Origin of the sequence: Vibrio sp. S11_S32 (assembly GCF_014694465.1) — a bacterium.
GTDB lineage: Bacteria > Pseudomonadota > Gammaproteobacteria > Enterobacterales > Vibrionaceae > Vibrio > Vibrio algicola.
This window is the reverse complement of record NZ_JAAUWS010000004.1, coordinates 130,137-152,162: the sequence shown is the minus strand read 5'-3', so window position 1 is coordinate 152,162 and position 22,026 is coordinate 130,137. Positions and strand designations below refer to the sequence as shown.

Here is a 22,026-nt window from a genome sequence, read left to right as displayed (position 1 = left end):
GATTGCGATTATTCTTAATGGCCAGTATTTTCAAACGCGAGCACTTTCTTTTCGACTTGTCTGAAAATTAAAGACAAAGCGCCATTCACCACTAAATAGAAAGCACCTGCAATGCCAAACACCACCAAAGTGTCGTAGGTTTGGGCATTAATGCGTTGCGCGTAACCCATTAAATCCATAATAGTGATGGTACTGGCAAGTGATGTGCCTTTGAAGACTAAAATCACTTCGTTGGAATACGCTGGGATCGCGCGACGAATGGCATAAGGAAGTAACACGCCGAGGGTGGTTTTGGTGCTCATACCTAACGCGCGACAAGCTTGCCATTGACCTGATGGAATGGCATCAAATGCGCCTTTAAACAGTTGAGTACTATAAGCGGCAGTATTAAGCGCTAACGCGAGCATTGCGCAAAACCAAGGCTGGCTTAACCAATTCCACGCGATGCTATTTTTGATCACCTCAAATTGCCCTGGGCCGTAATAGATTAAGAATATTTGCACCAAAAGTGGGGTGCCAGTAAATAAAGTAATTAAAGCGCGACTCAACCAGTGGATCACCGGAGTACGAGTGATCAGACTAATGGTCATTAAGAGCGAAAGGGTGCAACCCACCAGCAAAGCGACGACAGTTAACTCAAGGCTAGTTTGTAAACCGGTGACAAGTTGCCAAATATGTTGTTCATTCATGCTTTGGCTCCGGTTTTGTTGTTATTTATGCTAATGGTGTTTTCTTGCAGTTGGTATTTGTTATTAATGACTTTAACCACGCGTTGTGTGATCAACGTGATCACAAGATACACCATGGCTGCGGTGGCATACCAAGTGAAACTTTGATGCGTGGCTGCCGATGTTAATTGTGCTTGCTTTAATAAATCGGTGACGCCAATTAATGACACCAATGCCGTATCTTTTAATAGTACTAACCATTGATTGGTTAAACCCGGTAGGGCATGGCGGATCGCTTGAGGTAACACAATGCGAATAAAAACTCGGCTCTTACTTAAACCTAAAGCATTCCCCGCCTCTTTTTGGCCCTTAGGTACGGCTTTTAATGCCCCACGTAAGCTTTGGGCGGCGTAAGAGGCAAAGATCAACGAGAGTGCAATCACACCAGATAAAAAAGGGCTAATTTCAACATAGTCGCCAGTAATATAAAAAATCACTTGGCTAGAACCAAAGAAAATAAATAGTACGACTAAAAGCTCAGGTAAACCTCTGATAATGGTTACTAGCGCGGTCGTTGGCCATGAAATCAGGCGCAAACGAGACATCTCTCCACCAGCAAATAATACTGCGAGTAGAAGACCGACCGCTAAACTGCTGAACGCCAATTGAATGGTCAGCCAACTGGCGTTAACCAAAGCAAGAGAATAACCTGAAAGCATTTTTTATTTCCGTTTTACTGATATTTGATCCCGATGAACTTAGTTGGGATAAGATTATCGGCAACTAAGGTTCATCGGGTAATGGGGTTTATTTGTTATTTTGCAAAGTATTGGTCAAAGATTTTTTGATACTGACCATTGGCTTTGATGGTTTTTAATGCTGCATTGAGTTGATCGACTAATGCTTGATTGTCTTTATTGACTGCAATCCCAAAACCATTACCAAAATATTGTTTATTGGTCACAGGCTTACCGACATAAGCGAGCTTGTCGTTACCTTTAAACCATTCTGCCACCACTGCGGTATCACCAAATACGCTATCGATACGACCATTTTGCATATCGATAAACGCATCTTGGTAACTGGCGTAAGGTACCGCGGTGACGCCGGCCATTTGATCAACTAAATAGCTTTGATGAGTTGAACCATTTTGCACCCCGACGCGTTTGCCATTGAGCGCGGCTTGGTCGGCGACTTTGCCCTTATTCGAGACAAATGCAGCAGCATTGTCGTAATAAGCGTTGGTAAAGGTGACTTGTTTTTGACGAGCATCGGTAATATCCATCGCTGAAATCGCGGCATCATAACGTTTGAATTTTAATGCAGGGATCAAGCTATCAAAGGCTTGGTTATGGAAAGTACAGCTCGCCTTGATTTCAGTACATAGCGCTTTGGCTAAGTCGATATCAAAACCTTGAATTTGGTTACTATCATCCATGTATTCAAATGGTGCATAAGTCGCTTCTGTTGCAAATTTCAGCTCTTGTTGGGCAAAAGCATGAGTAGAAGTAAGCGCGATGAGACTGGCTAAAAGAATTTTTTTCATTGTATAACTCCATTTATATCTGTGATTTTTATCATTTGCACCTACATAGGTACGAAGAAATAATTAATGTTGTAAGTAATGTTTAAAAGCGTCGGTTTTAGGGCTGGTGAAGCTGGATTTATCTCCGTATTCCACCACATAACCTTTTTCTAAATACAGTAAATGTGAGGCGATTTTTTTGGCGAAATCGACCTCATGGGTCACCACCACTTGAGTGATGCCAGTGCGGCTTAATTCTTTAATGATATTGACAATTTGACTGGTGATCTCTGGATCTAACGCCGCAGTAGGTTCATCAAATAGTAATACATCCGGTTTCATCATTAATGCTCGAGCAATGGCGACACGTTGTTGTTGACCACCAGAGAGTTGCAGCGGCCAAGCATCGGCTTTATCTTCTAATTGAAGTTGAGTCAAAATGGCAATTGCTTCTTGTTTGGCCATCTCTTTCGTTATACCAAGCACTTTAATTGGCGCTTCAATTAAATTATCGAGCACACTCATGTGAGGCCATAAATTGTATTGCTGAAAAACCATGCCGACTTTTTTGCGTAAGCTTAAGCCGTCTTTCTCAGAAATATTATGGTTAAAGTCATAAGTGGTGCCAGCAACATTAAGTGAACCGCTGTCGGGTAATTCTAATAAATTCAAGATCCGAAGTAGGGAGCTTTTACCCGCGCCACTTGGCCCTAGCAATACTAAGGTATCACCGGATTGACATTCGAAGCTCACATCGTGCAAGACTTGAGTCGAGCCATAGAATTTGTTGATTGTGTTAATTTGAATAGTCATGCTCTCATACTGCATTAATTGTCACTGGCTAGATATACTAATCAGTACGCCATATTATGCAAGAAAAAATTGTTTAAAATAAAGAGTCAAGACGAATACCCTAAAATTGGCGAATAAACAGCCCGACTATACGACATTTGTTATGATAATGTTTCAGGTTTGTTTTTATATTGATGCTTATTGAGTGAGGTTTTAGAATTGAAAAAAGAAAAGGCAATGAATAAAAAAAGCCAAAGAGCTTTAACTCTTTGGCTTTTATTTTGAATGCTACTGGCAGTTAACATAAGATCTAAGCTATGAATAGCGTCAGACGTCATTGATACATTTGATCATGTAATTACTGTGCCGCTAAATAAGCTTCTTTGCGTTTATTGAAAATGTCGACAAAATAGTTGAGTTCTTCACTACAAAAAGGTTTTAAGCCACTCGCAATCATGCGTTTCACCCCACGACCAACGACTTCACCTTGTTCTTTAAAGGCGAAATTTAACGTTACAATTCCTCGTTTGCCGGAAACATCAAAACTGGCGCCTGAAAATTCAACTTCAGGATGGGTCAAATCTAAACGAGAAAATTCAATATCCATGCTTTCATAGATCACTAATGGGCGCTTGCAGTTAAACATCTGCTGTTGCTCTTCCATTAATGGCACCATAATGTGCGGGAAGTTTCGACCAGAAAATTGAACGTAATTAGTGACAACATGTTCGATAAAAACATCATTGTTACAAACCTTACCTTCATGGTGCATGTGTAAGTACTCTTTGCCTTTATCATCTAAAAGTGCAATCTCGTTAGCCGTAGTTTCCTCTATATGTAGAGGGACACCATCTGCAACCATTCCTGAAAAGCGAAAACTCATTTTTTCGCTGATACCTTTTTTCTGTAATAATACGGCAAATAATAGATCGCCAGGAATACAGAAGCGCTTACTATCTTCATCGTGAATAGGATTGAAATCGCCAGCTACTCTTTTGGCAAACTTGCTCGCTTGATCACGAGTAAACTCGAAGGTATTGCCTTCCGTGGATACATAAGGTTTTAAGAACATAAATCACTACTGGTAATAAAAACAGCCGCGATTATATATGACTATTCAATATAAATGGTCATTCCAGTGAAAATAAATGTGAAAAAACAGGTCACCTAAGCGGGATTTTGGAGCGTTACGAGGTTTAGGCAGAAAATCTCAGGCATTTTGGCGTTTATGCAGCCTGAAACTTAAGCTTAATCGGGAAAGAGGAAACACTTTGTGTAAGGGTATGGTACGAAAAAGATATCCTGCTAAAAAGGCATACTGGAAAGAGTGTAATGAATTCACGGTATTAAATTAGCCAGAACGCTCGATAGGATAAATATTGCAGTACAGCTCTTTTTCAAATTGACGTTCCAATGTTTCACGCCAGTTTTTTGCATCGGTGAGAGGGATCAAGAAAAAATGTTCTCGGGCAGTATCAGTAACGAAAGCGATATTAAAGCGCATAAGTTCATAATGAGTATCGTGTACAAAATCCAAGTTAAAGGATTGGCGACCAGTCAAATGCATAATGTCCTCGCGACTGAGAGTCACCCCTTGTTTTTCCTGTAGGAATTTATTTTTTAACCATGATGCAAACTCTTTTGCACTGACCATAGATTCTTCCTTGTCACAATGAACATTCTAAAATTAATCGGTTTTATTTATTATCACTTTTTCGTTGTATTATTTCGTTTAGGAAAAATGTGTGATTTACTAACTAATCATTAACAACTTTAGACAAAAATATCTTAATTCACCAGTTTATAATCAAACTAATTAGAGTTGTCGTAGAGATAAAAAGTAGCCAAATCATTTACCAAGCTCAATAAGTGGATGTAATAGCCTCCTAGGAAGATGATTAATAGTGAGTAATTATTTTTATTGCGCGAGAACACTTTCAATTTTGAGCAATTTCCTTACAATATGTCGCTTAACTTTTGTGTGGCTACTAATGGGTTTAAAACATAGTATCCATAGTCGAGGTTGAAAACATTAACTTACTCATTAACGAGTGAGCTTCAATAAATCATGTGCTACTTGGTATGTGGCACCACTGTAATAGGACAAATCATGCCTGTAATTACTCTTCCTGATGGCAGTACTCGCCAATTCGACAACGCTGTATCTACTATGGATGTTGCACTTTCTATCGGTCCTGGTCTTGCAAAGGCTACGATTGCTGGTCGTGTAGACGGTAACCGTGTGGATGCGTGTGACTTAATTGAAAACGATGCGAGCTTACAAATCATTACTGCTAAAGATGAGGATGGTTTAGAAATCATTCGTCACTCTTGTGCTCACTTGCTTGGACATGCAATTAAGCAATTGTTCCCAGAAGCAAAAATGGCGATTGGTCCAACTATCGACCGTGGCTTTTATTACGACATCGATCTTGAGCACTCATTAACTCAAGACGATCTTGATGCGATCGAAAAGCGCATGAAAGCGTTAGCCAAAACCAAATATCAAGTCGTGAAAAAGAATGTTAGTTGGCAACAAGCGCGCGATACGTTTGAGTCTCGCGGCGAAGAATACAAAATTGCAATCTTGGACGAAAACGTTGCTCGTGACGACCGTCCAGGCTTATACCACCATGAAGAATATATCGACATGTGTCGTGGTCCTCATGTGCCAAATATGAGCTTCTGCCAAAACTTCACACTACTTAACGTAGCAGGGGCTTACTGGCGTGGTAACAGCGACAATAAAATGCTGCAACGTATTTACGGCACTGCATTTGCTGATAAAAAACAATTAAAAGAGCATCTTGTTCGTCTAGAAGAAGCCGCTAAGCGTGATCACCGTAAAATTGGTAAGCACTTAGATTTATTCCACATGCAGCAAGAAGCGCCGGGTATGGTGTTCTGGCATCACAATGGTTGGTCAATCTTCCGTGAGCTAGAAGTCTTTGTGCGTGAAAAACTGACTGAATACGACTACCAAGAAGTAAAAGGTCCATTAATGATGGATCGTGTGCTTTGGGAACGTTCTGGCCACTGGGATAAGTACGCTGATGCGATGTTCACCACTTCTTCAGAGAACCGTGAATACGCGATCAAACCAATGAACTGCCCAGGTCATGTACAGATCTTCAACCAAGGCCTGAAATCTTACCGTGATTTACCACTACGCATGGCAGAGTTTGGCTCTTGTCACCGTAATGAACCGTCTGGCGCATTACACGGCATTATGCGTGTGCGTGGTTTTACTCAAGATGATGCCCATATCTTCTGTACTGAAGAGCAGATCCAAGATGAAGTGATCCAGTGTATTAAGATGGTTTACGATGTCTATAACACTTTCGGTTTTGAAAATATCGAAGTGAAATTATCTACTCGCCCTGAACAGCGTGTAGGCAGTGATGAGATCTGGGATAAATCTGAAAGCGATTTAAAACTTGCCTTAGAATCAATGGAAATTCCATACGAAATTCAAGAAGGTGAGGGTGCATTCTACGGACCGAAAATTGAATTTACCTTACATGATTGTTTAGATCGTGCATGGCAATGTGGTACAGTACAGCTCGATTTCAATTTACCAGGCCGTTTAGGTGCCACTTACGTTGGTGAAAGTAACGAACGTCTCGTTCCTGTTATGATTCACCGTGCGATTTTAGGGTCACTCGAGCGTTTCATCGGTATTTTGATCGAAGAATATGCCGGTTTCTTCCCAACTTGGTTAGCGCCAGAACAGGCTGTGATCACGGGAATTACCGATAAACAAGCCGATTATGTGCAACAAGTTGCACAAAAATTGCAAAAATCTGGCTTTAAAGTGAAAGCGGACTTGAGAAATGAGAAGATAGGCTTTAAAATCCGCGAACACACATTAAAGCGTGTACCGTACATCCTCGTTTGTGGTGACCAAGAAATGGAAGCTGGCGAAGTCGCAGTACGTACTCGAAAAGGCACAGACCTCGGTAAATTCAAAATTGAAGATTTAATTTCATATCTTCAAACCGAAGTTTCAAGCCGTAAGCTCAATCTGGAGGAATAACCTATTAAAGGCGGAAGAAAAGGCCAACAACCGGCCAAGCAAAACCAGCATCGTTTAAACGATGAAATTCGTGGCGTGACCGAAGTGCGCTTAACAGGTGCTGACGGTGAACCAGTTGGTGTTGTCACCATTGATGAAGCCCTCGAAACGGCTCTTGAAGCTGGTATGGATCTGGTAGAAATCAGTCCAAACGCTGAACCACCAGTCTGTCGTGTGATGGACTATGGTAAATTCCTCTTTGAAAAGAGCAAAGCGACTAAAGAGCAAAAGAAGAAGCAAAAACAGGTCCAGACTAAGGAAATTAAATTCCGTCCTGGAACTGATATCGGAGACTATCAGGTAAAACTACGCAACCTGACGCGTTTCCTTGAAGACGGCAACAAAGTGAAAGTAACTATTCGCTTCCGTGGCCGTGAAATGGCTCACCAAGAGATTGGCGTAGACGTTCTTAAGCGTTTGAGAGTGGACACTGAAGAGTTAGCAGTGGTTGAATCTTTCCCAACGCGTATAGAAGGTCGCCAAATGATCATGGTGTTGGCCCCTAAAAAGAAGTAATTAACGGCCTTACAAGTAATAAAACCTCACGCCAAACTTAACGGTAAGGTGCGAGGTTTTGTTCGCCCTAATTACATATTATTAACCGATATGTCTATTAACACATAGAGTGATTAATACATACAATGCGGAGTTATTCATCCAATGCCTAAGATGAAAACAAACCGAGGCGCTGCGAAGCGTTTCAAAAAAACTGGTGGCGGCTTTAAATTTAAGCACGCGACAAAACGTCATATCCTGACTAAACGTACTACTAAAAACAAGCGTCAGCTTCGTCCAAACGCCATTCTTCCTAAATGTGAAGTTGCTGGTGTTGTACGTATGCTTCCATACGCTTAATTTTTTGTTAGTTAGTTAATTTTAATAGTTTAGGAGAGACATAATGCCTCGCGTAAAACGTGGTGTACAAGCTCGTGCACGTCATAAGAAAGTTCTAAAGCAAGCTAAAGGTTACTACGGAGCACGTTCACGTGTTTACCGCGTAGCTTTCCAAGCAGTTACAAAAGCTGGTCAATACGCATACCGTGACCGTCGCAATAAAAAGCGTACGTTCCGTCAACTATGGATCGCTCGTATTAACGCTGCTTCTCGTCAAAATGGTCTATCTTACAGCCGTTTCATTAACGGTCTTAAGAAAGCATCTATCGAGATCGATCGTAAGATCCTTGCTGATATCGCTGTATTCGACAAATCTGCATTTGCAGTACTAGTTGAAAAAGCGAAAGCTGCTCTTTAATTAGAACCAGTTATTAGAATAATAAAAAGAGAGCCTCGGCTCTCTTTTTTTATACCTGAAATATGGCGTTAATCCATATAAGTATTAAAGGTATATCAATATTGACACGAATGATTTTTAATGGACGCAACAGTGACAGCGGTGCGCAATTAAAGTACAGTGAGTCCTACTAAATTTAACCGCTCACCGATATGAGGATTGTACAATGACCACATTTAGCACAAGATCCTCGTGTTTTCATGCTCTTGACTCTTCGATTCCAACTCAAGCGGTGGCGATATATACCTCCCCTGTAATTAGCACTTCAAAACCTTGCTCAAAAGATTCGACATATAACTAGCACGTCAAAATAGAACGCAATTTTGCAGCTTGCTATAAGCCATTTCGGGTGAATAATGAGCATCCTACATTCTTTTTATCGTTGTTATTGTTAGTGGAGGGCTGATGTCCTTTTTTATTGCATCACAAATATGGTAGGCGTAGCAGCTTTATTTGATATTGCCTCATTTCAGTTTAAAAACCGTACTTCATTGTTGACTGCATTATGTATTTCAGCGCTTTTAATTGCCGCACATTTTGCACTGCTCGGGCAATGGACCGCTGCATGTTTGCTTTTGATTGGGGCTTGTCGTTATTTAGCTGGAATTTTCTTTTTCGACCCTAGAATGAAATGGCTATTTTATTTTGTGACAATGCTCGCCACTGTGGTGACATTCAGTGGATTAACCAGTGTGTTAAGTTGCATGGCTTGTTGCTAAATACCAAAGCATCGTTTAGCCATAATGATAAATTGATGCGCTTGTTAATGACGATTGCCATGACAGTTTGGTGTGTGCATGATTATATTGTCGGATCGCCAGTAGCGGTACTTATCGATATTGTATTTATAGTGAGTTGTGCGGTGGGCTATTATAGAATTTATGGCAAAAAGCCAATTTTGGTAAGCTAACTGCTATTTTCTGTGGATGAACTGTTCACACCGACATGCTTTAGGTAAAGTGCCAAATACGACATTTTATTGTAGAGGACATTTATGTTTACGATAGAGATTGATAGCGAATTGAAATTAGCCCTTATTGAGCGATCTTTTGCCCACAAATACTTTGAGATAGTCTCCAAGGAAGAAAAATATTTATCTCAATGGCTTGCATGGCCCTCTCATGCTAAATCGGAAGATTTTTTCTTACGGTTTGTACGTAAATCGTTACTGGATTACGCCGAAGGTAAAGCAATGACATGCGGTATTATTTATCAAGATGAATTGGTAGGTAATATCAGTTTTAATTCGATTAATCATAACCTTAAAATGGCTGAAATCGGATACTGGTTACGGGAATCGTACCAAGGTAAAGGCATCATCACTCGCTCTGTCTCTAAATTTATCAACATCGCATTTTCTGATTTAAATCTCGAGAAAATTCAAATATCCGCGGGCGAAAATAATATACCGAGTAGAAAGGTTTGTGAACGTTTAGGCATGAAGTTAGAAGGAGTGATTTCTAATTGTGAAAATCTAAATGGTCGAATTATCAATCATGCTGTTTATGGCTTATCGAAAGAGTAAATTAACTTCAGTTAAAGTCTTTTAAGCCTTAGTGGCCCTCAATTTTTATAGGTATCGAATCAATGAAAGAAATAAAAACCCTCGATTCTACAGTGGTTTATCAAAATAAATGGATGACAGTTCGTGAAGATAAGATCGAGCGAGCTAGCGGAGCGGAAGGGATCTTTGGGGTAGTAGAAAAACCGGATTTTGTGGTCATTCTACCGATTGAGAATGGATGTGTGCATTTAGTGCAGCAATACCGTTATGCGGTAGAGCAACGTTTGTGGGAATTGCCACAGGGTGCATGGGAAGATAATCCTAATGCGGATCCGCTGGAGCTGGCTGCCGGAGAGTTACGCGAAGAAACCGGTTTAATCGCAAGCAATATGCAATACGTTGGCTTTCAGTACCTCGCTTATGGTTATTCTACCCAAGGCTATCATATTTATCTGGCGTCTGACTTTAAACACACTGCCACACAACTCGATGCGGAAGAAGAAGGTTTGGTGTCGAAATCATTTTCACTATCTGAATTTGAAGCGATGATTTTGTCGGGTGAGATTAAAGATGCCACCAGTGTCAATGCCTATGGATTGGCGAAGTTAAAAGGGTTGATATAGTTACCATTGGCTCAATTATGGTTAAGTGACGCTAATCTCGCCATTATTAGGGTAAATTAACCAGAATAAACGGCGATTTCAATTTGGCTTTAGGGCTGCATTTCATTACTATATAGCACTATTTTCGTGGGCTTTTTGAAAGCGTTTTAGGTGATAGTCATTTTGCATAACTTTTTACTGGGGTTATTCAAGCTTAACCTCTACGAGACGTTGAGCAAAATGGCAATATCTACTTAATAAGCAGAATAAAAGCCAAACTAAAAACCATAGCCAACACTACCCAACGGTAGGTGAGGAAACGATGCAATTAGAACAAATTATTGCCAATGCAACGGCCGCGATTGAGCAGGCTGATTCTGTTGTCGCGCTAGAAGATGTGCGTGTACAGGTATTAGGAAAAAAGGGCGATTTAACCCTTCAACTGCAAAGCTTAGGTAAATTACCGCCTGAAGAGCGTCGCACTGCGGGTCAAGAAATCAATAAAGCAAAAGGTTTAGTGCAACAAGCGATCGCCGCTCGTAAAGACGCATTACAACGTGCAGAACTAGAAGCGAAGCTAGCAGCAGAAACGCTGGACGTTTCTCTACCTGGTCGTCGCATTGAAAACGGTGGTATTCACCCTGTAACTCGTACTGTTGAACGTATCGAGCAATTCTTTGGCGAACTTGGTTTTAGTGTTCATTCTGGTCCTGAAATCGAAGATGCGTTCCATAACTTCGATGCTTTGAATATTGCAGAAGATCACCCAGCCCGTACCGATCACGATACTTTCTTCTTTAATCCTGATCTTATGTTACGTACCCATACTTCTGGCGTGCAAATTCGCACCATGGAAGAGGGCAAACCGCCATTCCGCTTTATTGCGCCTGGTCGTGTATATCGTAACGACTACGATCAAACTCACACGCCAATGTTTCACCAAGTAGAAGGTATGCTGGTGGACGAGCATGTGAACTTTGCTCAACTTAAAGGCATTTTGAACGACTTCTTGCGTAACTTCTTTGAAGAAGATCTAGAGGTGCGTTTCCGTCCGTCTTACTTCCCATTCACAGAGCCTTCTGCTGAAGTAGATGTAAAACGTAAAGATGGAAAATGGTTAGAGATCTTAGGTTGTGGCATGGTACATCCAAATGTATTGCGCAGCGTGGGCATCGACCCTGAAAAATACTCAGGTTTTGCCTTTGGTATTGGTATCGAGCGTTTAACTATGCTTCGTTACGGCGTAAATGATTTACGTGCATTCTTTGAAAACGATCTTCGTTTCCTAAAACAGTTTAAGTAAGGGCTAGAGCATAATGAAATTTTCTGAATCTTGGCTACGTGAGTGGGTAAACCCAGCCGTCAATAGTGAAGAACTAGCACATCAAATTACTATGGCTGGTTTAGAAGTGGATGATGTACTGCCGGTTGCAGGCACATTTACTGGTGTCAAAGTAGGTCAAGTGGTGTCGTGTGAACAACACCCAGATGCCGACAAACTGCGTGTTACCAAAGTCGATGTTGGCGCAGAAGAATTATTAGATATTGTTTGTGGTGCTTCTAACTGTCGTTTAGGCATTAAAGTGGCTGTTGCGACCGTTGGCGCAGTACTGCCAGGCGATTTCAAAATCAAAAAAGCGAAATTACGTGGTCAGCCATCTCACGGCATGCTGTGTTCGTTCACCGAGCTTGGTATTGATGTGGAATCTGATGGTATTTTAGAGCTGTCTCAAGATGCGGTATTAGGAACCTGTTTCCGTGAATACCTTGATCTTAATGATGTCACTATTGATGTTGATTTAACCGCTAACCGCGCCGATTGCTTTAGTTTACGCGGTCTTGCGCGTGAAGTTGGTGTATTGAATCGCCTTGAAGTGAAGCAACCAAGTGTTGAAGCCGTTGCGGCAAGCATTGACGATACCATCACGATTGATATTAACGCTGCTGACGCTTGTCCTCGTTACCTTGGACGTATTGTCCGCAATGTGAACGTAAAAGCCGAAAGCCCGGTTTGGATGCAAGAAAAACTGCGTCGCTGTGGTATTCGCTCTATTGATCCAATCGTTGATATCACCAACTTTGTGATGCTTGAGCAAGGTCAACCAATGCACGCGTTTGATTTAGCTAAAATCGACAGTGGCATTGTGGTTCGTATGGCTGAGCAAGGCGAAAAACTGACGCTGCTTGATGGCAACGAAGCGGAGCTAAACAGCGATACATTAGTGATCGCAGACAAATCAAAAGCCTTGGCAATTGCCGGCATCTTTGGTGGCGAAGCATCAGGTGTAAGCACCGATACTCAAGACGTATTGTTAGAGTGTGCATTCTTCGGACCCGATGCGATCCGTGGCCGTGCTCGTAGCTACGGTCTACACACAGATTCATCCATGCGTTTTGAACGTGGTGTGGATTGGTGTTTACAAGTTTCTGCAATGGAACGTGCGACTGCATTATTGGTTGAGATTTGTGGTGGTGAGGTTGCCCCAATCGTTACCGCTGAATCAAAAGCCGATCTTCCAACTGCTAACACGGTGGCTTTACGCCGTGCAAAACTAGACAGCTTGTTAGGCCATGAAATTCCATCAACCGATGTAGTTGAGATCTTAACTCGTCTAGGCTGTGATGTTAAAGAAACAACAGAAGGTTGGACGGCAACATCTCCTTCATGGCGTTTTGATATCGCGATTGAGCAAGATTTGATTGAAGAAGTAGGCCGCATTTACGGCTACGACAACATTCCAAACCAAGCACCTGTTGCCGCGCTTAGCATGAACTTGCATAAAGAAGTTAATCAACCGCTAAAACGCGTACGTGATTTACTGGTTGACCGTGGTTACTTTGAAGCGATCACATACAGCTTTGTTGAACCTGAACAGCAAAAATTGATCGTGCCAGATATTGAGCCATTGATTTTGCCATTCCCAATTTCTGCCGATATGTCAGCGATGCGTCTTGGTTTAATCCAAGGTTTGCTCAACACCGTAGTACATAACCAGAAACGTCAACAATCTCGCGTACGTATGTTTGAATACGGTATGCGTTTCATTCCTGATCAATCTGCTGAAAACGGCATGCGCCAAGAAGAAATGCTAGCCGGTGTGATCGCTGGAACTCGCGGTGAAGAACATTGGGATATCGCCACTAACAGCGTTGATTTCTTTGATCTGAAAGGCGACTTAGAGGCGGTACTTGAGCTGACTTCAAAGGAGCTTGCTTACAGCTTTAAATCGTCGAAACACCCAGCATTACACCCAGGTCAAACGGCTGCTATCGTGATCAATGCCGGTTTAGAGACTGAAAAAGAAGTCGGTATTATTGGTACGGTTCACCCAGAACTCGAACGTAAGTTTGGTCTTAACGGCCGCACTATCGTGTTTGAAATCGAATGGGCAGCGATTAATCAACGTGTATTGCCAGAAGCGGTAGCGGTATCTAAATTCCCAGCTAACCGCCGTGATATTGCGGTAGTCGTCGATGAAACCGTAGCCAGTGGCGATATCGTTGCAGCTTGTCTTGCTTCTGGTGGCGAGCTATTAACGGGCGCGAAACTGTTTGATGTGTATCAAGGTCAAGGCGTGGAAGAAGGCAAGAAGAGCCTAGCTATCGCATTAAGCCTTCAATCAATCGAACGTACCTTAGAAGATGCAGACATTGCCGCTTCTGTAGAGGCGATTGTTGCCACATTAAGCGATAAATTTAATGCCAGCTTACGCGACTAATTCTCGTAATATGTTGGATTAATAAGTTGTAACCTCACTCGCAAAAGAGTGTGTAAAATCCGTTTCAAGACTATTCATCTGCAATAGCTCTGGAAGCGGATTTTTTTGTCTAAAACTTGCTCATAATATTACTTTATTCTTCTAATTTTACGTATTCGATGATCAGAAGGTTTCTATAGGAAGTATTAAGTAAGATAAGTGTAACGAGATTGGTTGTTTTTGATTTAAGGTAATGAATTTTTGTTAAAAGTCTGGTAAAAATAATGATGCTTTCTATCAGGAAGGCTACATTATTGGTGTAATTGATATGATATTTACAGTGAGTTTGAAATGACTATTTTGAATTTGCGGTTTGAAATGAATAGCTTTGAATAAGACACACAGATAGTGTCACTCAAGATGAGACAAAAGCGATCATATCTGCAGGATGCACAAATCTTATAAAAGGAATTACCAGATGCAAAAACTGATAAAAACAGGGGTGGCAACCGCCATTTCTTTGCTGCTTATAAATCCCTCTTTTGCCGCACAAATTCCCGCTGGTGTTGAACTGGCTCAAAAACAAGAAGTGGTGCGCGGTAATGGCGATGAAGTACCAACCCTTGATCCGTCTATGTCTTCGGACACCGCCAGTTCACGTGTGATCAGCGATATGTTTGAAGGTCTTGTAACCGAAGATCAACAAGGCAATATCATTCCAGCGCTGGCTACTAAATGGGAAGTCTCGGACGATGGAAAAACCTATACCTTCCATTTGCGTGATGCCAATTGGTCGGATGGCTCGCCAATCAAAGCCAGTGATTTTGTGTTTGCGTTTAAACGTGTCGTTAACCCAATTACGGGTGCGCCATATTCTTGGTATTTAGAAATGGCCGGCATCAAAAACGCCAAAGACATTACCAAAGGCAGTAAGAATATTGATACCTTAGGCGTGAAAGCGCTAGATGATCATACCTTCCAAATTGAACTTGAACGTTCAGTGCCGTATTTCACCAAAATGCTGGCGCATGAAAGTACTTTTGCGGTACCCGAAGCAGCAGTGAAAAAATTTGGTCAAGCGTGGACCAAGCCGGGCAACATTGTTACCAGCAGCGCCTACATATTATCCGATTGGGTGATCAATGAAAAAGTTGAGCTAGTTCGTAATAAAGCCTATTGGAATGATAAAGATACCGTGATCAACAAGGTGACCTATCTGCCGATTTCGGATGTGAATGCAGAGTATAACCGCTTCCGTACTGGCGAAATGGACATCACTTCAGTGGTGCCACTGGAATTGTATCAAACCATCAAAAAAGAGCGTCCAGATCAGTTATTAACCATGCCATCACTCGGCACCTATTATTACTTGTTCAATCTTGATAAAAAACCATTTGATGATCCGCGGGTACGTAAAGCGCTGGCGTATTCTATTGATCGCGACGTGATCGCCGAGCGTATTTTAGGGCAGGGGCAAATTCCAGCTTACACTAATACACCACCGGCCGTTGCTGGCTTTAAAGTACCGGATCTTGATTGGGCGAAAATGTCGCAAAAAGATCGTATTGCTAAAGCTAAGCAGTTATTGGAAGAGGCAGGCTACAATAAAAGTAACCCACTAAAATTTGAGCTTGAATACAACACTAGTGAAGCACATAAAAAACTGGCGATTGTGATGGGATCAATGTGGAAAAAGAATTTAGGCGCGGATGTAACCATTGCAAACCAAGAATGGAAAACCTTTATTCAAGCCTTGGCCGATAAAAACTTCTCTGTCGCGCGTTACGCATGGATGGGGGATTACAACGAAGCGTCAACCTTCTTATCGTACTTTGATTCAGCAGGTATGAATTATGGCGGTTGGCATGATGCGGATTACGATAAAGCCATGGCAGATGCTAGCCAAACGCAAGATGAAGCCAAACGTTTAAGCTACTATCAACATGCCGAGCAGATCTTTGCTAATGATATGCCTGCTATTCCGGTGTATTTCTACACTCGTTCTGTGCTAAAAAATGAGGCACTTGGCGGATTTAGCGCCACCAATGCGTCAGACCGACGTTATACTCGTGATATGTACATGATGAAGAAATAATAGCGTTTGCTTATTGCTGTTAATTTAAGCCACAAGCGACTTTATAAGACACAAGCTATTTTATAATCCAAAAACCAGTCCAATCACTAAGCGGATGCTTTAGAGGTTGGGCTGGTTTTTTTGCTAGTGACTGTTTTTTGATGAGAAAGGCAAATAAAATGACGAGTAATGTGTGGGATCAAATTAGTTTCAGAGGGATTCAGTTAATATGAGTGTTCAATAAAAATAAGCTTTAGAAACTCATAAAACCTCGTAATAGATAACAATAGGAAGCGTTAATGATTGGGATTTTTGGTGTGGTATTGGTGCTTGCCGTGGTGGTGTATTTAGCTTATTGGCGCAGTAAAAAGAACACTCAAAATAGCCCTAATGGGTGGTTTCCAATCTTGCTAGTCACGGTCTTAGCCTCGGCGTCATTAACTATTTATCATTATATTGGCCAACCTGATTGGCAGCAAAAGCAAGCCTCGACTCAAAATAGCCGACAGCAACACAGCGATCCCCAATCAAATCAACAAGGTTTGATCCAAACCGGCTCACAAGTTAATCAACAACAAATTGAAGCGATGCAAGCGTTAGTGATGAAAGACAAACAAAAAGGGGAGAGTTGGTACGCGTTGGGCAATGCTTATATGTACGCCAATCAGTTTGAAAATGCCGCTACCGCTTTTAGTTACGCCGAACGTTTAGCTAAAGAGCCACAAGCCAATATTTATTCCGCCCATGCGACTGCGTTATATTATGAAAATAATCAAAGGATTACCCCACAAACACAAGCCTTGTTAGATAAGGCGCTTGCGGTCGATAAAGACAATGTGCCTACATTGATGTTATTGGCATCGGATCATTTCTTAAATGCTGAATACCAAGATGCGATTGATCTTTGGCAGCATGCACTCGACACCAATCATGACGATGTTGATCGCGTCACCATTATTAAAGCAATTAACCAAGCCAAAGCGTTGATGCATTGATAATACGAAGCCCTAGTCCTAAGCTTTAGTCTATACTCGCCCACCCACGTTACTTGGCATCTTCAGTATTCTGATAGGCTTGTTTTTGTTTCTTATTGATGTGTATTAAGCCGGCAAGTTTGACTATTGGTTTGATAAGTAATTGGACACTGCCAGCAATGAATAACCAAGTACCATCGGTCACAAGGCTGTCATAAAGAAAAAAGAAACTACCGATCAAGAACCAAACGGTAATAAGAAAATCATTAAAAGCCCCTGCGGCCTCATAACGTTGCTGAATAATAATATGTTCACGCCCAATCGTAATATCGATGGGAGAGGGATGTGTTCTATCCATAAGTTATCGTCCCTGTTGTTGTTTTTGTCAGTCGTTGATGACCTTTAGTCAGTTGATTCGAGAGTTATGGTGATGCGCTGAGAGCTAGAAATGTACGCGACATAAAAAAGCCAGATGATTATTGTTCTATACAGAACGTCATCTGGCTTTATTGTATGGTGAAGAGGTGTTAAGAGGCGTTAAGAGCTTGGCCTGTTTTAGCTCAGCTCTTAATCATTATCTCTCATTATTGAGGATAGCTTGCTTCTCGTTTCTTCGCTTCTTTATCCCACTCAGGTACAACCGTCTTCAAGAAGTCTTGTTTCTCTTGATTCATGCCTTTCATATCCATACCCAGTGCTTTTTGCGCCGCTTCTTTGGTTGAGATATCAGGGATCTTGACTGGATCCGTGATGCCTTTCTTCGCAAGTAGGCGGATAAGTTTGGTACGAGCATCTGTCGCACGGTCTACCGCAGTACCAAGAACGCGTAGCGCGACTTCTGGTGCGTGCATGTGAACACCGTGTGAGGCGATTGCATAATCCCAACGCCATTGTGCATGTCGAATATCAAGTAAGATGTCTTTCATTTCTGCTGGGGTAGCACCCGCATCCCAAGCGGCTTTAGCTTCAAAGTGTGCTGCCACAATTTGTTTCTCAGCCAGAAGTTTCATCTCTTGAACTTTGTCTTTACGAGACTTAACAATGTTCATCATGGTTTTCTTGTCTTGGGTATGACATTGCGCACAGGTGTCGTCAAAGCGGTCGAAAGGGTTACCTACTTTATGGTCGGTATACACTTTGCCATCTTTGTTTTTCACTTTAGGCATATGACAATCAACACAAGCAACGTTGTTTTTACCGTGGATGCCAAGCTGCCAAGTTTCATACTCTGGATGCTGCGCTTTTAGCATTGGTGTTTTTGAAACGGCATGAGTCCAATCACTAAAGCCAATTTTGTCGTAGTATGCTTCCATTTCGTCAACGGTTACTCCGTTATCCCATGGGAATTTAACCGCGTTTTTCTTGTCTTTCTGGAAGTAGTATTCAACGTGACATTGACCACACACTTGAGACTGTTGACCAAAACGATCTTGTTTCTCAAATGGGCGACCGATAGTATCCATTGCGCGCTTGCCGTAAGGACGGGCAACACGTAGCGCAGGTTTGCCTTTTTTGAAATCATCACTTTGAGTATCATGACAATCGGCGCAACCAATCGGGTTAACAATTTGCGCTCCTAAGCGAGCCCACTTGCCTTCAAAGTAACCGTCTTCACCACGCTCATCAATCACACGCGGTACGTCAGGGCCTTTACAGCTCCAACATGCCATTGGCATCGGGCCAGATTTCGCATCTTTAGGGCCGCCAGTACGCAGAGTTTCACGCACATCGGTAACCGCATAGAAGTGGCCGCGTGGGGCATTGTAGTCTTTAGCAAAGCCATAACCTGCCCATAAAACCACCATATTAGGATCGTTTTTGAGTGCATCGGTAATGTGTTTGCTTTTAGAGGTATCTTTCCAGCTTTGATATTGCTCTGGGTGGTCAGATTCAAATTTTTCATTTCGAGGATCAAAACGCATTTTCTGATTCGCGGATTGAGTCGTCGCTTGGGTTTGCTTTGCTTCGGTCGCTTGAGCTGAGGTGGTTAACGCAAAAGTAGTTACGCTCAACAGAGACAAAAGGGTCGCATTCACAGCGTTTTTTTTCATCCATTTTATATTCACAGTGATTACTCCAGTCATTATTTCAAAAAGCCAAGCGTTGTGAATGCGGCAAATGATTAATAAGCAGTAGAGTGCTGATAAATAATAGCAACAAGTTTGATTCATAGGCAGTATGAATTGTAAGGTTATTGATCAAAATCAATAGAAGATATATTAAAAATGTGAGTTTAAAATAGTGCCGATCAGCGCCATTTATTTTTGCTGAAAATAGGTTTCAATGTCGGTGTTAAGCGTTGTGGCTAATACATTTTTAAGTACCCTTTGATTCAAAGGATTTGAGTTGCATCTGAGAGCGATTGTGATCCCAGAACGATAATATGATCGTTGACTTCTACTGTTAGACTTGGTAGCCGAAATGTTACCAATGAACTCAACCATCAAAGAAAAATCGTGGGCTGAGTAATTTCTCGCATAGTTTATATGAACAAAATAGGTCTTTGATCGATCATTTTGTTAAGAAAAAGGTGCAGAAAATGGACTGTAAAAAGAAAGCCTTAAAATCAATAGGGGTAGGACTTACCTTATTGATCGGGTTGGTTTTTTCAATAGGAGCGTCCGCCAACACTGAGATAGCACAACTAAATCAAACACAAAAAATCTCTTCTGATGGGAAGTATGAGGTTCAATTTGTGCGTGATAAAAATTACGCGTGTACTCAATGTCATAAGGACGATCATGACGCTTTAAAAGGTGCTCATGCGACCGCTATTAATGAAAAAACTGGCCGTAATGTCGGTTGTATCGATTGTCATAGTAATATTGGACCTCATCACCGTGATCGCGCTGACAAAGTGATTAAATTTCACCGTGGTCAAGTGGCGGCAAGTTTAGTTATGCCAGTTGATGATGCAAAAAACATATCCAAACAAAATGCACAATGTGTTGATTGTCATGCCCCTGCAGAACTGCGTAAAGCTGACTGGACCCATGATGTACATGCATTAAAACTATCTTGTGCTTCTTGTCATAAGGTTCACCCAACGACTGATCCGATAAAAAATATTGAAAGTAAGCAGCGCATTCAGATGTGTGTTGATTGCCATTCAGCTTTTGAAGCTAACCATAAACGAGGTGACTAGTATGTCGTGTTCAAGACGTAACTTTTTACTTGGTACTGGTGCGGTAATTTTTACCACTGGTGTGATCTCCAATACCGCAGTGGCTTCGGGCAAAAAACTGATCGCGAGCATGAAAGATGGCAAGATCCGTTATGGCATGGTGCATGATGAAAATCTTTGCATCGGCTGTACGGCCTGTACCGATGCTTGTCGTGAAGTGAATAAAGTACCTGAAGGCGTAACGCGTTTAAAAATCAAGCGCAGTGAAGCAATTGGCGAATACCCAAATGCGGGTTATACCTTTGAGCGTATTTCTTGCCAACATTGTGATAATGCGCCTTGTGTGCATGTATGCCCAACGGGAGCTTCTTACAAAGATCCTAAAACGGGCATTGTCGATGTCCATCATGATTTATGTGTCGGTTGTGGTTATTGCCTTGCAGCTTGCCCTTATCAGGTTCGTTTCTTTAATCCAGAAACCCATGTAGCTGATAAGTGTAATTTCTGCCGTGATACCAACCTTAAAAATGGTAAGCAACCAGCTTGTGTTGAATCGTGTCCAACCAATGCATTGGTATTTGGTGACTTAAATGATCCAAGTAGTGAGATAAGCAAAGTGATTCATTCTCACCCTGTGTATCGCATGAAATCTGAACTCGGTACCGAGCCTAAGATGTATAAAGTGCCGAACAGTAAAGGGGAGATCTTAGGATGAGTGATATCTTAACCAATGCGTTTCATTTCGATTCTTTAGTTTGGGATTGGATCATTGCGCTGTACTTGTTTTTGACAGGCATGTCGGCGGGTGGGGTGATGATTTCAATTTACTTAAAGCGTAAAGTGATTGAAGGCCCTGCAAATTTAAACGGTATTTTAAGAGCAAATGCCATTTTTGCGCCACTTGGGATCATCTTTGGTCTCAGTATTTTGGTTTACCATTTACAACGTCCGTGGACCTTTTGGAAAATCATGCTGCATTACAACCCAACATCCGTGATGTCGATGGGGGTAATGTTGTTCCAAATCTACATGGTGGTGTTGTTTATTTGGTTGGGCGTGATGTTCAAACAAGAAATCTACGACTTTATGAGCAAGTATTTGTCGGGATTATCGGCCATTCGCAACCTGATTAATACGGTTTTAACCGCGTGTAAAAAGTTTGAGAATGGAATTGAAATATTTCTGGTGGTATTAGCGGTGCTACTGGCTGCGTATACTGGTTTCTTACTTTCAGCGCTCAAAACCTATCCATTACTTAATAACCCTGTTTTGCCGGTATTATTCTTGTTCTCAAGTTTATCCTCTGGCGCAGCCGCGTGTATTTTGTTTGGGGTCGCAGGCTTTAAAGAGCCAACCGATAGCCCAAGTATAAAATGGATCCACGGATTTGAGCGTCCGGTGGTTTTGGTCGAACTGTTTGTATTGTGTGCTTTTTTTGTTGGCCTGTATTTTGGCGGTGGACAAAAAGAAGTGGCGGTGGCAACGGCAATCGGCAGTGGTTTTTGGGCAACGTGGTTCTGGATTGGTGTTGTCGGTATAGGTATGTTGTTACCTTTAGCGTTAAATCACTTTAGTTCGGCGCAAACCCAACATAAGAAAACCTTTGTTATCGTGGTAACCGGATTGAGTTTACTCGGCGTGTTAATGCTGCGTACCTTTATTTTGTATGCAGGACAAATGACGGTGGTGTGATTGGATT

Annotated in this window: 21 protein-coding genes and 1 pseudogene; 14 read left to right on the top strand and 8 right to left on the bottom strand. The window is 41.8% G+C overall.

Annotated elements, in window-relative coordinates; translation table 11 throughout:
• Positions 1-14: 14 nt before the first annotated feature.
• The 6 genes from artM to HC723_RS04380 all read right to left on the bottom strand — a co-directional run bounded on the left by artM (position 15) and on the right by HC723_RS04380 (position 4,639).
• Complete coding sequence (gene artM / locus HC723_RS04405; RefSeq protein WP_153447215.1) at positions 15-689, bottom strand: arginine ABC transporter permease ArtM; 675 nt, start codon at positions 687-689, stop codon at positions 15-17.
• Entirely contained in the window at positions 686-1,387 is a 702-nt protein-coding gene (artQ, locus tag HC723_RS04400; RefSeq protein ID WP_153447214.1) for an arginine ABC transporter permease ArtQ, read from the bottom strand. The genes artM and artQ overlap by 4 nt, the downstream gene beginning before the upstream one ends.
• Before the next feature lie 95 nt (positions 1,388-1,482).
• Positions 1,483-2,214 carry an arginine ABC transporter substrate-binding protein gene (locus HC723_RS04395; RefSeq protein ID WP_153447213.1) on the bottom strand — a complete coding sequence of 244 codons (732 nt, stop codon included), beginning with the start codon at positions 2,212-2,214 and terminating at the stop codon, positions 1,483-1,485.
• 63 nt (positions 2,215-2,277) lie between these two features.
• The gene (gene artP, locus HC723_RS04390) at positions 2,278-3,006 is read right to left on the bottom strand and encodes an arginine ABC transporter ATP-binding protein ArtP (RefSeq protein WP_342365662.1); all 729 of its coding nucleotides are present in this window, start codon (positions 3,004-3,006) and stop codon (positions 2,278-2,280) included.
• A 337-nt stretch (positions 3,007-3,343) separates the two neighbouring features.
• Positions 3,344-4,057, bottom strand: a complete 714-nt coding sequence (locus HC723_RS04385; protein ID WP_153447211.1) for a DUF3581 domain-containing protein — start codon at positions 4,055-4,057, stop codon at positions 3,344-3,346.
• 279 nt (positions 4,058-4,336) lie between these two features.
• Positions 4,337-4,639: a hypothetical protein gene (locus tag HC723_RS04380; protein ID WP_190338330.1), complete on the bottom strand. Its 303-nt coding sequence runs from the start codon at positions 4,637-4,639 to the stop codon at positions 4,337-4,339.
• 456 nt (positions 4,640-5,095) lie between these two features.
• On the opposite strand from HC723_RS04380, the gene thrS reads away from it, so the two are divergent.
• From thrS to HC723_RS04320, 11 genes and pseudogenes are all read left to right on the top strand, one after another.
• On the top strand, positions 5,096-7,021 hold the full coding sequence (thrS, locus tag HC723_RS04375; protein ID WP_153447209.1) for a threonine--tRNA ligase: 1,926 nt from the start codon (positions 5,096-5,098) through the stop codon (positions 7,019-7,021).
• 3 nt (positions 7,022-7,024) lie between these two features.
• Positions 7,025-7,576 carry a translation initiation factor IF-3 gene (gene infC / locus HC723_RS04370; protein WP_153447208.1) on the top strand — a complete coding sequence of 184 codons (552 nt, stop codon included), beginning with the start codon at positions 7,025-7,027 and terminating at the stop codon, positions 7,574-7,576.
• A gap of 144 nt (positions 7,577-7,720) precedes the next feature.
• Positions 7,721-7,915: a 50S ribosomal protein L35 gene (gene rpmI / locus HC723_RS04365; protein ID WP_027695677.1), complete on the top strand. Its 195-nt coding sequence runs from the start codon at positions 7,721-7,723 to the stop codon at positions 7,913-7,915.
• Positions 7,916-7,958: 43 nt separating this feature from the next.
• A complete protein-coding gene (gene rplT / locus HC723_RS04360; RefSeq protein WP_153447207.1) occupies positions 7,959-8,312 on the top strand; it encodes a 50S ribosomal protein L20 in 354 nt (117 codons plus the stop codon).
• A 470-nt stretch (positions 8,313-8,782) separates the two neighbouring features.
• Positions 8,783-9,261, top strand: a pseudogene (locus HC723_RS17865) (YgjV family protein).
• An 84-nt stretch (positions 9,262-9,345) separates the two neighbouring features.
• Positions 9,346-9,876: a GNAT family N-acetyltransferase gene (locus HC723_RS04345; RefSeq protein WP_190338327.1), complete on the top strand. Its 531-nt coding sequence runs from the start codon at positions 9,346-9,348 to the stop codon at positions 9,874-9,876.
• A 62-nt stretch (positions 9,877-9,938) separates the two neighbouring features.
• Positions 9,939-10,478: an NUDIX domain-containing protein gene (locus HC723_RS04340; protein ID WP_153447204.1), complete on the top strand. Its 540-nt coding sequence runs from the start codon at positions 9,939-9,941 to the stop codon at positions 10,476-10,478.
• Positions 10,479-10,779: 301 nt separating this feature from the next.
• A complete protein-coding gene (pheS, locus tag HC723_RS04335) occupies positions 10,780-11,760 on the top strand; it encodes a phenylalanine--tRNA ligase subunit alpha (RefSeq protein WP_153447203.1) in 981 nt (326 codons plus the stop codon).
• A 13-nt stretch (positions 11,761-11,773) separates the two neighbouring features.
• Complete coding sequence (gene pheT, locus HC723_RS04330) at positions 11,774-14,176, top strand: phenylalanine--tRNA ligase subunit beta (protein WP_190338326.1); 2,403 nt, start codon at positions 11,774-11,776, stop codon at positions 14,174-14,176.
• A gap of 457 nt (positions 14,177-14,633) precedes the next feature.
• Positions 14,634-16,250, top strand: coding sequence for a peptide ABC transporter substrate-binding protein (locus HC723_RS04325; protein ID WP_190338325.1), 1,617 nt, complete (start codon positions 14,634-14,636; stop codon positions 16,248-16,250).
• A 278-nt stretch (positions 16,251-16,528) separates the two neighbouring features.
• Complete coding sequence (locus HC723_RS04320; protein ID WP_190338324.1) at positions 16,529-17,224, top strand: TPR domain-containing protein; 696 nt, start codon at positions 16,529-16,531, stop codon at positions 17,222-17,224.
• Between the two features lie 49 nt (positions 17,225-17,273).
• On the opposite strand, the gene HC723_RS04315 is transcribed toward HC723_RS04320, so the two are convergent.
• The gene (locus HC723_RS04315) at positions 17,274-17,561 is read right to left on the bottom strand and encodes a YrhK family protein (protein ID WP_190338323.1); all 288 of its coding nucleotides are present in this window, start codon (positions 17,559-17,561) and stop codon (positions 17,274-17,276) included.
• 226 nt (positions 17,562-17,787) lie between these two features.
• The gene (nrfA, locus tag HC723_RS04310; RefSeq protein WP_153447198.1) at positions 17,788-19,254 is read right to left on the bottom strand and encodes an ammonia-forming nitrite reductase cytochrome c552 subunit; all 1,467 of its coding nucleotides are present in this window, start codon (positions 19,252-19,254) and stop codon (positions 17,788-17,790) included.
• A gap of 488 nt (positions 19,255-19,742) precedes the next feature.
• Between nrfA and nrfB the strand changes: the two genes are divergently transcribed.
• Genes nrfB through nrfD form a run of 3 tightly spaced genes read left to right on the top strand, consistent with a single transcriptional unit; the run spans position 19,743 to position 22,019 of the window.
• The gene (nrfB, locus tag HC723_RS04305) at positions 19,743-20,348 is read left to right on the top strand and encodes a cytochrome c nitrite reductase pentaheme subunit (RefSeq protein WP_153447197.1); all 606 of its coding nucleotides are present in this window, start codon (positions 19,743-19,745) and stop codon (positions 20,346-20,348) included.
• 1 nt (position 20,349) lies between these two features.
• Complete coding sequence (gene nrfC / locus HC723_RS04300) at positions 20,350-21,042, top strand: cytochrome c nitrite reductase Fe-S protein (RefSeq protein ID WP_153447196.1); 693 nt, start codon at positions 20,350-20,352, stop codon at positions 21,040-21,042.
• Positions 21,039-22,019 carry a cytochrome c nitrite reductase subunit NrfD gene (nrfD, locus tag HC723_RS04295; protein ID WP_153447195.1) on the top strand — a complete coding sequence of 327 codons (981 nt, stop codon included), beginning with the start codon at positions 21,039-21,041 and terminating at the stop codon, positions 22,017-22,019. The genes nrfC and nrfD overlap by 4 nt, the downstream gene beginning before the upstream one ends.
• Positions 22,020-22,026: the final 7 nt, after the last annotated feature.

Excerpts from the sequence above, each read along its gene's own strand:
- artM (WP_153447215.1), bottom strand. The coding sequence starts at position 689 with ATGAATGAACAACATATTTGGCAACTTGTCACCGGTTTACAAACTAGC.
- artQ (WP_153447214.1), bottom strand. The coding sequence starts at position 1,387 with ATGCTTTCAGGTTATTCTCTTGCTTTGGTTAACGCCAGTTGGCTGACC.
- HC723_RS04395 (WP_153447213.1), bottom strand. The coding sequence starts at position 2,214 with ATGAAAAAAATTCTTTTAGCCAGTCTCATCGCGCTTACTTCTACTCAT.
- artP (WP_342365662.1), bottom strand. The coding sequence starts at position 3,006 with ATGACTATTCAAATTAACACAATCAACAAATTCTATGGCTCGACTCAA.
- HC723_RS04385 (WP_153447211.1), bottom strand. The coding sequence starts at position 4,057 with ATGTTCTTAAAACCTTATGTATCCACGGAAGGCAATACCTTCGAGTTT.
- HC723_RS04380 (WP_190338330.1), bottom strand. The coding sequence starts at position 4,639 with ATGGTCAGTGCAAAAGAGTTTGCATCATGGTTAAAAAATAAATTCCTA.
- thrS (WP_153447209.1), top strand. The coding sequence starts at position 5,096 with ATGCCTGTAATTACTCTTCCTGATGGCAGTACTCGCCAATTCGACAAC.
- rpmI (WP_027695677.1), top strand. The coding sequence starts at position 7,721 with ATGCCTAAGATGAAAACAAACCGAGGCGCTGCGAAGCGTTTCAAAAAA.
- rplT (WP_153447207.1), top strand. The coding sequence starts at position 7,959 with ATGCCTCGCGTAAAACGTGGTGTACAAGCTCGTGCACGTCATAAGAAA.
- HC723_RS04345 (WP_190338327.1), top strand. The coding sequence starts at position 9,346 with ATGTTTACGATAGAGATTGATAGCGAATTGAAATTAGCCCTTATTGAG.
- HC723_RS04340 (WP_153447204.1), top strand. The coding sequence starts at position 9,939 with ATGAAAGAAATAAAAACCCTCGATTCTACAGTGGTTTATCAAAATAAA.
- pheS (WP_153447203.1), top strand. The coding sequence starts at position 10,780 with ATGCAATTAGAACAAATTATTGCCAATGCAACGGCCGCGATTGAGCAG.
- pheT (WP_190338326.1), top strand. The coding sequence starts at position 11,774 with ATGAAATTTTCTGAATCTTGGCTACGTGAGTGGGTAAACCCAGCCGTC.
- HC723_RS04325 (WP_190338325.1), top strand. The coding sequence starts at position 14,634 with ATGCAAAAACTGATAAAAACAGGGGTGGCAACCGCCATTTCTTTGCTG.
- HC723_RS04320 (WP_190338324.1), top strand. The coding sequence starts at position 16,529 with ATGATTGGGATTTTTGGTGTGGTATTGGTGCTTGCCGTGGTGGTGTAT.
- HC723_RS04315 (WP_190338323.1), bottom strand. The coding sequence starts at position 17,561 with ATGGATAGAACACATCCCTCTCCCATCGATATTACGATTGGGCGTGAA.
- nrfA (WP_153447198.1), bottom strand. The coding sequence starts at position 19,254 with ATGAAAAAAAACGCTGTGAATGCGACCCTTTTGTCTCTGTTGAGCGTA.
- nrfB (WP_153447197.1), top strand. The coding sequence starts at position 19,743 with ATGGACTGTAAAAAGAAAGCCTTAAAATCAATAGGGGTAGGACTTACC.
- nrfC (WP_153447196.1), top strand. The coding sequence starts at position 20,350 with ATGTCGTGTTCAAGACGTAACTTTTTACTTGGTACTGGTGCGGTAATT.
- nrfD (WP_153447195.1), top strand. The coding sequence starts at position 21,039 with ATGAGTGATATCTTAACCAATGCGTTTCATTTCGATTCTTTAGTTTGG.